Origin of the sequence: Pantoea rodasii, from assembly GCF_002095465.1 — a bacterium.
Taxonomy (GTDB): Bacteria; Pseudomonadota; Gammaproteobacteria; order Enterobacterales; family Enterobacteriaceae; genus Pantoea; species Pantoea rodasii.
The window spans coordinates 421,659-435,866 of the sequence record NZ_MLFP01000003.1 but is presented as its reverse complement, the minus strand read 5'-3'; the positions used below and the strand labels follow the sequence as shown (position 1 = coordinate 435,866).

Below are 14,208 nucleotides of genomic sequence, written 5' to 3'. Positions count from 1 at the left end.
TACCCGTATTCAGGTGGAGCATCCGGTGACCGAGATGATCACCGGCGTGGACCTGATCAAAGAGCAGCTGCGCATTGCTGCCGGTCAGCCGCTGTCGATCAAACAGGAAGACGTGGTGGTGCGCGGTCATGCGGTGGAATGCCGTATCAACGCTGAAGACCCGAACACCTTCCTGCCGAGCCCGGGCAAGATCACCCGTTTCCACGCGCCAGGCGGTTTTGGCGTGCGCTGGGAATCGCACATCTATGCCGGTTACACCGTGCCACCGTACTACGACTCGATGATCGGCAAGCTGATCACCTACGGTGATACGCGTGAAGTGGCCATCGCGCGCATGAAAAATGCGCTGGCGGAACTGATCATCGACGGCATCAAGACCAACGTCGAGCTGCAGATGAAAATCATGTCCGACGAAAACTTCCAGCAGGGTGGCACCAACATCCACTATCTGGAGAAGAAACTCGGCCTGCACGACTGAGTCTATCCTTTCGCCGCTATCCTGCCGTTGGCGGCGTTTCCCAATCCTGACAGTAAAATCTGGAGGTCAGTTTGTCTGAACTTTCCTATGTGACGGGCGACCGTCACTCAGCCTGGTCAACTTATCTGACGCAGGTCGAACGCGTGTTGCCACTGCTTGGCGATCTCAGCCGCTGGGCCGATACGTTAACGCATCCGAAGCGGGCATTAATCGTTGATATTCCGCTGGAAATGGATGATGGCACAGTGCGTCATTTTGAAGGCTATCGCGTGCAGCACAACTTATCGCGCGGGCCAGGCAAGGGCGGGGTTCGTTTCCATCCTGATGTGACGTTGCAGGAGGTGATGGCGCTCTCCGCGTGGATGACGGTGAAGTGCGCGGCCCTGAATCTGCCGTTTGGCGGAGCGAAAGGCGGCGTGCGTGTCGATCCGACCACGTTGTCTCATAAGGAGCTGGAACGTTTAACGCGGCGCTACACCAGCGAGATTGGCACTATGATTGGCCCACAGCAGGATATTCCTGCGCCTGATGTCGGCACCAACGCGCAGGTGATGGCGTGGATGATGGACACCTGGTCGATGAATGTCGGTGCCACCACCACCGGCGTAGTGACGGGCAAACCGGTGCATTTGGGCGGATCGTTGGGGCGGGTAAAAGCCACCGGGCGCGGCGTGTTTGTTACTGGTTGCAGCGTAGCGGCGAAACTGGGCATTGATGTGGCCAGCAGTCGTGTGGCGGTGCAGGGCTTTGGCAATGTCGGTAGCGTCAGTGCTGAGTTGTTCCATGCGCTGGGGGCGAAAGTGGTGGCAGTGCAAGACCACAAAGCCACGCTGTATCTGGCCAGCGGGCTGGATATTCCAGCATTACAGGCCTGGCAACAAACGCACGGCACGATTGCTGGTTTCGCTGCTGCCGATCACATCGCGGATGAACATTTCTGGACACAGCCTTACGACATTCTGGTGCCTGCCGCGCTGGAGGGACAGATCACGGCTGAACGCGCCAACCTGCTTCAGTGTCGCCTGATTATTGAGGGCGCAAACGGCCCGACGTTGCCTGAAGCCGATGATATCTTGCAGCAGCGCGGCATTGCTGTGGTGCCAGATGTGATTGCGAATGCGGGCGGTGTGACGGTCAGTTACTTCGAATGGGTGCAGGATTTCTCTAGCTTCTTTTGGAGCGAAGAGGAGATCAATCAACGGTTGGACAGCATTATGCAGCATGCGATTGAAACGGTATGGCAGAAAGCCGATATGCTAAACGTCACGCTTCGCACTGCGGCTTATGCCGTGGCATGTGAACGCATTCTGCTGGCAAGGAAGGATCGCGGGTTGTATCCGTAACGATAAAGAGTTGATAACTTTTAAAGCAAAATGGCGGCCTCAAAGCCGCCATTTTGGTATCGCTAACGCTGTTAGAACTGATACACCAGTCCCAGCGCTACCTGGTCATCATTAGGCAGTCCGAGCTTGTTGTCGTCGTCGAGCAGATTGATTTTGTAGGCGACGAAGGTCTTCATGTTTTTGTTGAAGTAGTAGGTCAAGCCCGGCTCAAGGAACTTCAGCAGGTCTTCATTGCCCACGCCTTCAATATCCTTAGCTTTGGTTTGTACCCAGGCGATGGAAGGACGGATGCCGTTAAGGAACTGGTATTGCAACGTGGCTTCGAAGCTTTCGGTTTTGTTAGCGAAACCGCTGTCACCGGTCAGGCTGTTGCTGATGGCGTAAGCATTGCGGGTCTGGCCGTAGAAGGTACCGAAGTACCACTGGTTATCATCGTATTTCGCGCCTACTGCCCAGCTCTCACCTTTTGCACCCCGTCCGTAAACGCCGTCAGCGTTCTGTGCAGCGGTACGATTCAGATTGGCATAACCGCCGACCACACTTACACCGAAGTCGGTGGCATAACCGAGTGAGGTAGCCCAGCCATCGCCGTTGGCTTTGCTGATGGCATCACGATCGTTTTTGCCTTGATATTGCACGCCCAAGCTTAATCCATCGACCAGCCCGAAGAAATCGCGGTTGCGGTAGGTTGCAACGCCGGTTGAGCGGCCACGCAGGAAGCCATCCGCCGTGCCGGTTGGGCCGCCAAATTCGGGCAGTACGTCGGTATAGGCAATGGCGTCATACACTAAACCATAGTTACGGCCATAATCGAAGCTGCCGTATTGGCCCACTTTCACACCGGCAAAGCCAAGGCGCGTTTTATTGCCGCTCTGAGCATCGCTGCCTTCACTGTTGTTCAGCTGAGCCTGGTATTCCCATTGACCATAGCCGGTCAGCAGCTCGTTAATCTGTGTCTGGCCCTTGAAACCAAAACGCATATAAGATTGATCGCCACCCAGGCTGTCATTACTAGAGATATAATTCTCGCCCTGAACCTTGCCGTACAGATCCAATTTATTCCCATCTTTATTGTAAATTTCGGCAGCCTGGCTGAATGCCGAAGCAAACATGGCACTGGCGATACAAAGTTTTAAATTCAGCTTCATCATTTATCCTCGTCGGAGCATTTATCATCTTGTTGGTATAAACATCGCGTAAATTAACGGCGCGATGGAAGGAATCAGGAAAAGATTCCGCTGGCTGTTAAGTCTGTCGAATGCACAAGAGTGCTTCGACTAAAACAGGCCTGGCAGCCAGCCAGCGGATGAAGCGCACACATCAAAGATGCCATGAGGCATTTACACCGGTCATTGAATAACGTTGGGTAGGAGGTTTTATTATTTTATTCGACGATTATTCAAATCAATCGGCGTTAACGAAACGTGCGAATCACCATAGGGCGATATGGTCGTTGCCGATAAGATAATTTTGTTTTGACCGGATACTATTTTCTTATTTCATTGCGCGCTAATAATACAATTCCACCCATATAAAACACCTATCCTGTGACAGGTAATTCTTCTTACCTCGAATGAATCAATGCCGATAAAGTCGTGATAGCCTGCGGCAAATTGAGTGCCCGGCAAATATGAATGTGGCGGGAACTATGAATATCCGACGTCTGAAGTCGTTCATTACCATTGTTGATATGGGCAGTATTACCCGTGCGGCAGATGCACTGCACATCGCGCAACCGGCTTTGAGCCAGCAGTTGGTGGCACTGGAAGAACATTTTAAACGGCAGCTGTTGATTCGCAGCCAGCAAGGCGTGGTCCCGACCGAAGCCGGAAAAGTCTTGTATGGGCATGCCCACGCCATGTTACGGCAATTTGCCCAGGCTGAAGCCGATGTGTTAAGTGCCGGACAACGCCTTTCAGGCCGCGTATCAGTCGGGTTGGCGCCATTCAGTGTGGCATCAACGCTGTCGATGGCCTTGTTGAGCGAAATGCGATTGCGTCATCCGGGCATTCTGCTCCATTTGGTCGAAAGCGTCGGCCAGGCTTACAGTGAGTTGGTGGCGAATGGTCGGCTGGAAATGGCCTTGCTGCACGGCTGCGGCGGCGTAAAAGGTCTGCAGTACGAGCCCTTGCTGGAGGAAAACTTCTTCTTTGTGGCTCACGCCGACTTTGATTTCGACGATGATGGCGGCCCGCTGCAGGTGAGTCAGCTCAGTGCATTACCGATGCTGTTACCTCCCGCCTATAACTTTGTGCGCCGTGCCATTGATGAAGCTTTTAGCTTGCATCATCAGAGCCTGAATATTGTCGGTGAACTGGAAGCGGTGAAAAGCATTGCACGCGCGGTGGATGCCGGGCTTGGTTGTACGATCATGCCAAAAGCCATCGCCGAGCGCATCCAGTCCGAATCACGCGATGTGGTCATCCGCTCCATCACCGGGCCCGCCATTAGCCAAACGCTTTCCCTTTGTGTTTCCGATCGGACGCCGCTCTCAGAGCCCGCGGCAGCAGTGCGGGAATTATTGATTGAACTGACGCAGAATCTCACGCGGGGAGATAATATTCTTTCACATTGATCTATTTCACTGCAGGAATGCAGGCGGCGGCTGTAAATATTATTGTTCATAACCGGAATGAATATGCGCATCGTAAAATTGTATTGGGTTCAATACAAATAATCATATTAACGTTTTGTGACGCAAAAAATAAAAGGGCAATGAACGTCATTTCAATTGCTTATATTAAAACGCGGAATTTCTTACTCTACATAGTTTTCTCTGATGTCGTCATGATTTTATGGCGTAGTGCACGATTTTGTCTGGAGGAATTCCGATGACTGCTATTCCCACGCCAATGCCACGGGTGAAATCGACCTGGCGCTGGCAATCGCCCGCGATGTTGATTATTCCCCTGCTGGCGTTTCAACTTTTTTTCTTTTTTGCTCCGGCGGTCAAATTGATGTTGTTCAGTTTGATGACGCAATCCGCCGATGGAAATATCGGCACACCCTGGACCTTAAGTCATTACTGGCACTTCTTTTCCGTGGCGCTCTACAGCGATGTGTTGTGGAACACGCTGCGCATCAGCGTTATGACTTCGTTGATTGCCGCAGTGCTGGCCTATCCGGTCGCCACGGTACTGGTGCGGGGTCATGCTTTGCTGGCGCGTATTTTGACGTTGGTGATCATTGCACCGCTGGCGGTGAGTGTGGTGGTGCGTGCTTACGGCTGGCAGTTAATTCTTAATAACGGGCCAACCGGATTACTTAACTACGTGTTGCTGCATCTTGGTGTCATCGATCGTCCAAATACACTGATGTTTACCGACTGGGCGGTGATCATCGCTTCGCTACAAATCTTCTTCCCGATGATGGTTCTGCCGCTGGCGTCGGCGCTGGGGAAAATCGATGCCAATCTGCCGTTTGCGGCTCGCACGCTGGGCGCACCGCCGTGGCAAGTGTTCTTCCGCATCATCTTCCCGCTTAGCCTGCCTGGACTGGTCGCGGGCATGACATTGGTGTTTTCGCTGGCAGCCGGATCTTATGTGATTCCCGCACTGATTGGTGGACCGCGAGCACAGATGCTGGGCAACCTGGCAGAACAGCAGATTGTTGCCGTGTACGACTGGCCCTTTGGCGCCACCATCGCCGCCATCCTGGTGTTTATCGTGATCGCGGTTAACACGCTGTCGATGAAATTGCTTAGCGGGCGTCGTCTGCATGGAGTCGAAAAATGAATGCACGGTTACAAGGCTGGGGTGGCGCGGCGCTGTATGCCTTCGCGGCGGCAATGATGGTGTTCATCCTCGCCCCGATTCTATTAATCATCGCCATCTCTTTCTCTGATGGCTACTTCGTCAGCTTTCCGCCCACCGGTTTTACGCTGGACTGGTACAGCAAAGTGCTCGGCAACAGTGAATTTACCGAGGCATTGTTGTTCAGCACGCTGCTGTCATTGGGCACCACTTTACTGTCACTGCTACTTGGCATTCCGGCCGCGTTTGCGCTGGTGCGCGGCAATCTGCCGTTCGCCGATCTGTGCAAAGGGCTACTGCTGTCACCGCTGATCTTCCCGGTATTAATTACGGGGCTGGCCTTGCTGCAGTTGTTTACCGGCTACGGCTGGAGCAACGCCAAAATCAACCTGCTGCTGGCGCATACCGTAGTGACGTCCCCTTATGTGGTGCGCACGGTGATCACCAGTCTTGAACTGGTGAATCCCAGTCTCGAAGAAGCCGCGCGAACCCTTGGCGCCTCACGCTGGGCCACATTCCGTCAGGTGATCTTGCCGCAAATTGTGCCGGGCGTGATGTCCGGTGCCATCTTCTGTTTCATGGTTTCTTTTGATAACTACCCAGTCTCGATGTGGCTCGCCGATTCCGAGAATACCCCGGTGCCGGTGGTGCTGTATCGCCAGATTGGTACGGTGTTTGATCCTTCCGTTGCGACGATGTCGACGGTGATTATTTTGCTCGCCACCGTGGTGGTGATCGTGTTGGAAAAATTGGTTGGCCTGCGCCGTGCGATGGCCGCATAACTTCACACCAGAGGATGTTCTATGAGTGCTATGAAACGCCGTACCTTTATTAAAGCGGTGGCGGGCGCCGCGCTGCTGCCGTATATCCAGGTGAAAGCCAATGCTGCCGATCGGGTGCTGCAAGTGGGCGTGTACAACTCGGCGCAAGGTGCGCTAATCAAACAGAAGGTGCTGCCAGCGTTTGAGAAGGAGCACAACTGCAAAGTGCTGACCACCGAGGGTGCAACGCTGGCAAATATTGCCGCACTGCGGGCCACCAAGGCAAAACCGGTATTCAGTGTGATGTCGATGGACGATATCGGGGTGCCTCAAGCCAAAGCGGAAAACCTGATCGAACCGCTGCCAGCGGAAGGCATCCCTAACCTGACAAATGTCTTTGATCGCTATCTGTTGAGCGATCGCCACGGCGTAGGTTTCTCGGTTTCCATGGCGGGATTGTTTATCAACCCACAAATGACTAAACCGATTGAAAGTTACAACGAGATTTTCACGCCGCAGTTTGCACATCAAATGATTCTTAACACGCCCAAAAATACCCAAAGCATTTTGATGTTGATTGTGGCTGCAGCGCTGGCTACCGGCAAACCGTTACAAGAAGCGCAGTACGACATCGATAAAGGCTGGGACAAACTGGCTGAGCTTAAAAATAACGTGATGACGGTTTATGACGGCGAAGCACAGGTGATGATGGTGGCGCAGGGCCAGGCGATGGTGGGTGGCATTGAATATTCGAAAGCTATCTATCCACATACTAAAAAAGGCATTCCTCTCGACATGACTTTCCCGAAAGAGGGCGCGTTTACCGGCATTAACGGGTTGGCGTTAGTGAAAGGGGCACCACAACGCGAACTGGGGCTGGCATGGATTAACCGTTTGCTGGATGCCGACGTGCAGAAAATGTTGGCTGAAGTCACGCTAAGTGCACCGACGGTGCGCGGTATCACCTTTGATGAAGCCACGCTGAAATACCTCGCGTATCCAGAAGAGAAGATGCAGCAACTGAAGCTGTTCACACCGGACTGGACCTACATCATTCCACGACGCGCTGAGTTACTGGAACGTTACAACCAAACTTTTAACGCTTGAGGTCCTTATGCAGCGATCCTATGAAGTCCGCCTGGATAATCTCAGCAAGCATTACGGCAAAACCGTGGCAGTGGAGAAGGTGTCACTGACGGTCAATGCGGGCGAGATCCTTGCGCTGCTAGGGCCGAGCGGCTGCGGTAAAACCACCTGCTTGCGCATGGTGGCAGGCCTGGTGACGCCGACATCCGGTGATATTTTGGTTGGCGGTCGCTCGATTCTGGAAACGGCGGTACATCGACGTAATATCGGTCTGCTCTTCCAGAATTACGCCTTGTTTCCGCATATGACGGTCGAGGAGAACGTGGCATTTGGCCTGAAAATGCGCGGTCAGTCGCGCAGCGAATACGGCGACCGGGTGGCAAAAGCGCTCGATATGGTCCAGCTCAAAAGCTACCGCGATCGTTTACCGGCGCAGCTATCCGGTGGCCAGCAGCAGCGTGTTTCTCTGGCGCGCGCGCTGGTGATAGAACCGGATATGCTGCTGCTGGACGAGCCGCTAGGTGCGCTGGACAAAAGCCTGCGCGAGAGTATGCAACTGGAAATTCGCCAATTGCAGCAGCGTTTGGGTCTGACCACCATCATGGTGACACATGATCAGGATGAAGCGCTGACCATGGCCGATCAGATTGCGGTGATGCAGGGTGGAAAGCTGGAACAGGTCGCGAGCGCGGCGCAGATTTACCAAAAACCGGCCACCGCATTTGTTGCTGGCTTTATCGGTGCATCGAATTTCCTGCCTGCTAAGGTCGTGCAGCAGCAAAATGGCCGCAGCGAGTTGCAGACGGAAGGAGGCATGCGATTACTGGTGGACGGTGAGTTGCAAGGCCATGCCACGGTGACAGTGCGGCCTGAAGCCGTAAGATTGTCGCCGCTGACGGTGCCTTTAGACGCGGCTGCCTGTAATGCAACGGCCGCAGAAGTGGCTCAGGTGGTGTATCGCGGTTATATGCTGCATTACAACCTGCGTCTGCCGAATGGCGACACCTTGATGGCGTGGAAACAAACGCAAGGCGAAGCCGAACCGCAAAGCTTTGCACCGGGCGACCGGGTGCTGGCGCAGTGGAGCAGTGAAAGCAATCATGTTGTGCATGGGTGAAAGCGATTGATCCGCCCGGATCGTAACAAGGTACGCTCCGGGCGGATTGGCGCCGCGCTAATGCTGGCAAGAGTCAGGACGCGATTTGAAGGGCTCCGCCTTCACGCGGCCCGATCCTCGAAGCGAGATGTTTTGGGCTAACTGACCGGGCGAATACCCTGGCAGAACAGGCTCAACGTATGCTGCACAATGATTTCAGTATTAAATTCCGGCTCATTGGCAAAGCGCGAGAAGGGCACCAGAATCATGCTGAGGATCGAGGTCATCAACAAATCTGGATTCAGTTCGGCATTAAGCAATCCCTGCTGCTGCCAGCGCACCATGATTGCTCTGACTTTATCGCGTCCGGCATGCCCGTAGCGCGCTTTGATATGTTGCCCCAAACCGTGTGAACCGCCGGTCACTTCTTGCATCCACAGTTGAGCGAACCAATCGTTGCTCATCACTATGTCGGCAATTTCCCGAATGAACCCACTGAACGTTGCGACCGGGTCGCTGCTTTCATGGTCAAAGTGGGCTTCAAGACGTTGGCGTAACGGCAAAAAACGCTCTTCAACCACCACATCCAGCAAAGATTCACGCGACTGAAAATAGTAATTGAGCATCGCCGGACTGACGCCCGCTTTACGCGCAATCGCATTGAGTGAGGTTTCAGCGATGCCGCTCTCGGCGTAAAGCGCCAGCGTGATATCCAGCAAATGCTCGCGCTGTTGTGCGGTAATCGCACCTCCACGCGGTCGCCCGGGGCGACGTGGTTTGTCGTGAGTGGATTTCTCATCATCAGGGACTTTTTGTGCGGTCATCTTTACGCGCTCACTGGTTTCATGTCAGACTGAGAACAATATTAATTGTGTATTTAATTAATTTCAATTGGTGTCTGATATGAAATCTAAAACGTTAGTGCCGTCATCAGGCAGTGGGGAAGAGAGTCCACCTTCTGTCCGCTTGCTGATGGGCGCGTTGATGCTGGTGATGCTGCTGTCCGCGCTTGACCAGACCATTGTGTCTACTGCGCTGCCCACCATTGTCGGTGAGCTGGGCGGGCTGGATCGTCTGTCGTGGATCGTCACGGCGTACATGCTGGCTTCCACCATTGTGGTGCCGCTATACGGTAAATTCGGTGACCTGTTTGGCCGTAAAACGGTGCTGCAAATCTCCGTCATTTTGTTCCTGATTGGCTCAGCACTGTGTGGGCTGGCGCAAAATATGGAGCAGCTGATCTTTACCCGTGCCCTGCAAGGCTTAGGCGGCGGGGGATTGATGGTGGTGAGTATGGCGGCGGTGGCGGATATTATCCCCCCGGCCGAGCGCGGGAAATACCAGGGGTTGTTTGGCGGCGTATTTGGCCTGGCAACGGTGATTGGTCCCTTGCTCGGCGGCTTTATTGTGCAGCACGCTTCATGGCGCTGGATATTCTATATCAACCTGCCGCTGGGCTTATTTGCGCTAGTGGTGATCAACGCCGTGTTTAAGGCGGATAATAAACGCAAGCCGCACGAGATTGATTATCCAGGCGCGGTTTGTCTGAGTCTGGCTTTGGTCGGTATTACGCTCTTCACCAGTGAGGGCGGAACGCTGCGTGAGTGGAGCGATCCGGTGCTGTGGTGCATCCTGGCATTTGGCCTGGTCGGCGTGATCGGTTTTATTTATGAAGAACGCCGTGCGTGGGAACCGATTATTCCGCTCTCGCTGTTTCGCAATCGCAGTTTTTCACTCTCCAGTTTGATGGCGTTTATCATTGGGATGTCGCTGTTTGGCAGCGTGACCTTTTTGCCGCTGTATTTACAAGTTGTGAAAGGCTCGACGCCGACTGAAGCCGGGCTGCAATTATTGCCGCTGATGGGGGGATTACTGATCACCTCCATTGCGAGTGGGCGCATTATCAGTCGCACCGGACGTTACCGACTGTTCCCGATAGCCGGAACCTTGCTGGCAACTGTTGGAATGGCGCTACTCACTACGCTGACGCTTGATTCACCGCTGTGGCACATCTATTTATACGCTTGCGTGCTCGGTATGGGCATGGGCATGGTGATGCAAGTGCTGGTACTGGCGGTGCAGAACACCGTTTCGCCGGATCGTATTGGCGTTGCCACGTCATCCGTCACGCTGTTCCGCTCGGTGGGCGGTTCGATTGGCGTGGCGCTGTTTGGTGCCGTATTCAGCCAGGTGCTGAAATCAGGACTGGTCACACTGGTGGAAAAAGGCGACGCGCTGCCTGCCACACTGGATCCCAATGCCGTGCATCGTCTACCGCCAGATGTGCAACAGGCCTATTTGCAGGTATTCAGCGATGCGGTTCATGCGGCATTCCAGATGGCGGCCGTAGTGATGTTGCTGGCATTTGTCCTGTCTCTGTTCCTGCCAGAGTCACCGCTGCGCACGAAAGCGAAACAATAAATCCGACAAACCATTTCCACTCCGGCACGCGCTGACGCCGGAGTGGAATGAAATAGCAGCAGAGTTGGTCGAATTAATAACCGCCACAGCGAAAATTGGCGAAAGAATATATAATTTTTATCCCAAATACATGATGTTACCTTTGCGTAAACTTAGGTAAAAAAGAAGAGGATTAAAAGAATTCAGCGCTGAGCTATTTATTTTTGCAACTTTTATGCGGTATAAATCTCTAACCACTGTCTCCCTCAGCGAAAACGTCATCTCATGATCAATTCTGCGGCCAGCAAATTTTTCGCCTGCCTGTTCGTTATTACCCTGGCAGGTTGCTCTTCAAAATCTTCCCATGCACCTGCGGAAGAGAGCGTCGATGCTTCAGCCGATGGCGGCCAGCAACCCGATTTGATTCCCGTGATTGCAGCATTACACGATCAAATGCATTCATGGGAAGGCACTAAATATCAGTGGGGCGGCACGCAATTAAACGGTGTGGATTGTTCAGGTTTTGTCTGGCGCACATTGAAAGATCGTTTCAATATTCCGATGGACCGCGTCACCACCCGTGAGTTAATTGCCATGGGGCAGCCTGTTGATAAGGCGCACCTGCAACCCGGTGATTTGGTGTTCTTTCGCATCAAACGTGAGTTACACGTTGGCTTTTACGATACCGATCATCAATTCCTCCACGCTTCGGTTAGCCAGGGCGTGATGCGGTCGTCATTGAATAATCCGTATTGGAAATCGGTGTATTTAGAGGCGCGGCGTCTACCGCGTGAACAGAATTCGCAGATCAGCTTTAATTATAAAAATAAGGTGTGATGCAGAGAAAATCCCCGGCTTAGCACCGGGGATTTTTTTTATCAGAACTGATATGACACGCTAACAGAGAAGTTTCGCGGCTCGCCATATACATAGTTGTTCATATAGGTGTAGTACTCGCGGTCGAATAAGTTATCGACGTTAGCCTGCACCGCCACTTGTTTGGTCACCTGATAGCGGGCAAACAGGTTAGCCAGTGGATAGCTGCCCTGATAAACGCGCTGCGTGCTGCCATCCGGGGCGCTGACATCTTCAAACACACGGTTCTGCCAGTTAACGCCGCCGCCGATGGTCAGGTCAGGCAACATGGGAACCTGATAACGGGTGAACAATTTAAACTGAGTTTGCGGTTGGTCTGAGTTGTAACGGCCATCGGAATCACGGGCGACATAGCGCGTTGCACCGAAGGTTAACTGCAGATTGTCAGTCACCGCACCGTTCAGCTCGAACTCGGCACCTTTGCTGCGCGCGCCTTTGGTGGCGGTGTAAGCCTGCTCACTGCTGTTGTTCACGTAAACGCCGTTCTCTTCCGTACCCACGTTCTCCTGCTGAATGCGGAATATCGCGAAGGTGGCAGTCAAACGACCATCATACCAAGCCGATTTCAAACCCGTTTCGTAGCTTTTTCCAGTCACCGGCGAAAGATAATGGCCCGAGCTGTCGCGGTAGGTTTGCGGCTGGAAAATCGAGGTGTAGTTGGCATACGCTGACCAGGTATCGTTGATGTCATACACCAGGCCTGCATACGGCGTGGTGTTATTTTTGGTCATGTTGCCGCTGCTACCGTTGGTGCTCCACTCGGTGTAGCGTGCTCCGATGATCAATGACAACGGATCGGCCAATGAGAAACGTGCCGCGGTATAAGCCGATTTCTGACGGATAACGTCATTGGCGTTCAGATACCAACCTTGCCACTGGGGCTCGGCGATATTGCCATTCCAGCTGTTGTTGAAAGCGCCCATATCCGCAGCGGTAATATCGTACTCATCCAGATCGGTGACGCCGTCCTGGCTATAAGTTTGGTTATGTTGACGGCTGTAACTCACACCGGCCATTAACTGATGCTGACGACCGAGCAGCTCAAACGGTCCACTGGCATAACCATCTACGGAGGTTTGCTCACGCTTACCGCGATCCAGACTGCCGTAACCGGTGACGCCTTCGCCGGTTGTTTCATCAGGGAATGCACTGTAGAGACTCATCAGCTTATCGCTGAAGGTATTTTTGGCATGGGTGCCGTTGACATGGAAACTCCAGCCATTGTCGAAGTTGTGTACCAGGTCGGCATACACTTTCTGCACTTCGGTGTGGTAGTAGGTCCAGTCAGCCGCAGAGTTCAGGCTGCGGTTGTAATGCGTCAATGACCCGTTGCTATAGAAAACAGGAATGCCGCCCCAGGTGGGATCGCGCGTATCCGCTTTTTCATAGTCGTAACCCAGTGAAAGCGTGGTGTGCTCAGTGATATCCGCATCGACAACGCCATACAGGAACTTCTTGTTTTTATGATAGCGGTCTAACCAACTGTCCTGGTCCTGATAGCCGGTCACGACGCGTCCACGTAAAGACCCCTCGCTGTTGAGCGGTCCCGCAATGTCAGCGACGTAACGTTGTTTGTCCCAGCTACCATAGCTGCGCTGACTGAACCGGTGAAGTCTTTGCTATCAGCGTGTTTGCGCACCATGTTGACGGAAGCGGAAGGGCTGCCCGCGCCGGTCATCAAACCGGTGGCGCCGCGTACCACTTCAATACGATCATAAATGGCGGTATCTGAGGCCGCATCACCGTAGTTCCAGCTGTCGCCTACGGAGGTTGGGATGCCATCATAAGTGAAGTTAGTGATTTTAAATCCGCGTGAATAATATTCCGAGCGTTCAGAATCCACCAGATTACTGGTAATGCCGGTGGTGTTATTCAGCACGTCGGTCACGGTTTGTAGCTGCTGGTCCTGCATACGCTGTTGCGTCACGACACTGACTGATTGCGGCACGTCGCGCGGCGTTAACAGCAGTTTGGTGCCTGCACGCGTGGTTTTGACGGCGTAATCCTGTTTATCGTTATCACTGCCGCTGTCATCAGTGGAGGCGTTGACCACCAGATCCTGTTGCGCATTATCCGCTGCTTGCACTAACGCTGGATTGAGAAGCGCATGCACCGCCAGTGCCAGTAACGAGACGCTGAACGTTTTCCGAATGCCTGATTCCCTGCCGTTTAAAGACATAATTGATTCCGTAATAAATAATTTTTTATAAGGCGGTTACGCCGGGTCTTAATGCTGAGGCCTCGTCATTCCATTGCAAAAGAGCAGGGAATACGCTGCTAATCTTGTATGAGAACGCCAATGATAATCATTTGCTTTATAGAATCCTCAAAGGATTCAATTTGAAGTGTAATCATATGTAAACATGCTATAAATCATAATGATAGAGCGATTAATACCCGGCTAATTACTGGTGTT

At 53.1% G+C, this 14,208-nt stretch carries 11 protein-coding genes and 1 pseudogene; 9 read left to right on the top strand and 3 right to left on the bottom strand.

Features of this window, described 5'->3' with window-relative positions:
• On the top strand, positions 1-478 hold a 478-nt coding region (locus tag HA45_RS06515; RefSeq protein WP_495524939.1), incomplete at its 5' end, for an ATP-binding protein.
• Between the two features lie 71 nt (positions 479-549).
• Entirely contained in the window at positions 550-1,821 is a 1,272-nt protein-coding gene (locus HA45_RS06510; protein WP_100703680.1) for a Glu/Leu/Phe/Val family dehydrogenase, read from the top strand.
• Between the two features lie 71 nt (positions 1,822-1,892).
• Here the strand turns inward: HA45_RS06510 and HA45_RS06505 are convergent, their stop codons facing one another.
• Positions 1,893-2,972: a porin gene (locus HA45_RS06505; RefSeq protein ID WP_276308776.1), complete on the bottom strand. Its 1,080-nt coding sequence runs from the start codon at positions 2,970-2,972 to the stop codon at positions 1,893-1,895.
• Between the two features lie 497 nt (positions 2,973-3,469).
• On the opposite strand from HA45_RS06505, the gene nac reads away from it, so the two are divergent.
• The 5 genes from nac to HA45_RS06480 all read left to right on the top strand — a co-directional run bounded on the left by nac (position 3,470) and on the right by HA45_RS06480 (position 8,537).
• Complete coding sequence (nac, locus tag HA45_RS06500; RefSeq protein WP_100703682.1) at positions 3,470-4,396, top strand: nitrogen assimilation transcriptional regulator NAC; 927 nt, start codon at positions 3,470-3,472, stop codon at positions 4,394-4,396.
• Between the two features lie 256 nt (positions 4,397-4,652).
• Entirely contained in the window at positions 4,653-5,555 is a 903-nt protein-coding gene (locus HA45_RS06495) for an ABC transporter permease (RefSeq protein ID WP_100703684.1), read from the top strand.
• Positions 5,552-6,355 carry an ABC transporter permease gene (locus tag HA45_RS06490; RefSeq protein WP_100703685.1) on the top strand — a complete coding sequence of 268 codons (804 nt, stop codon included), beginning with the start codon at positions 5,552-5,554 and terminating at the stop codon, positions 6,353-6,355. Before HA45_RS06495 ends, HA45_RS06490 begins: the two co-directional genes overlap by 4 nt.
• A 21-nt stretch (positions 6,356-6,376) precedes the next feature.
• Positions 6,377-7,441 carry an extracellular solute-binding protein gene (locus HA45_RS06485; RefSeq protein ID WP_100703686.1) on the top strand — a complete coding sequence of 355 codons (1,065 nt, stop codon included), beginning with the start codon at positions 6,377-6,379 and terminating at the stop codon, positions 7,439-7,441.
• A gap of 7 nt (positions 7,442-7,448) precedes the next feature.
• Entirely contained in the window at positions 7,449-8,537 is a 1,089-nt protein-coding gene (locus HA45_RS06480; RefSeq protein WP_100703687.1) for an ABC transporter ATP-binding protein, read from the top strand.
• 137 nt (positions 8,538-8,674) lie between these two features.
• Here HA45_RS06480 and HA45_RS06475 read toward each other — a convergent pair whose 3' ends face one another.
• The gene (locus HA45_RS06475; protein WP_100703688.1) at positions 8,675-9,340 is read right to left on the bottom strand and encodes a TetR/AcrR family transcriptional regulator; all 666 of its coding nucleotides are present in this window, start codon (positions 9,338-9,340) and stop codon (positions 8,675-8,677) included.
• A 79-nt stretch (positions 9,341-9,419) separates the two neighbouring features.
• Between HA45_RS06475 and HA45_RS06470 the strand changes: the two genes are divergently transcribed.
• Complete coding sequence (locus tag HA45_RS06470) at positions 9,420-10,937, top strand: MDR family MFS transporter (protein ID WP_100703689.1); 1,518 nt, start codon at positions 9,420-9,422, stop codon at positions 10,935-10,937.
• A gap of 264 nt (positions 10,938-11,201) precedes the next feature.
• Positions 11,202-11,753, top strand: coding sequence for a C40 family peptidase (locus HA45_RS06465; protein ID WP_100703690.1), 552 nt, complete (start codon positions 11,202-11,204; stop codon positions 11,751-11,753).
• A gap of 41 nt (positions 11,754-11,794) precedes the next feature.
• Here the strand turns inward: HA45_RS06465 and fhuE are convergent.
• Positions 11,795-13,971: pseudogene (fhuE, locus tag HA45_RS06460) on the bottom strand (ferric-rhodotorulic acid/ferric-coprogen receptor FhuE).
• Between the last annotated feature and the right edge of the window lie 237 nt (positions 13,972-14,208).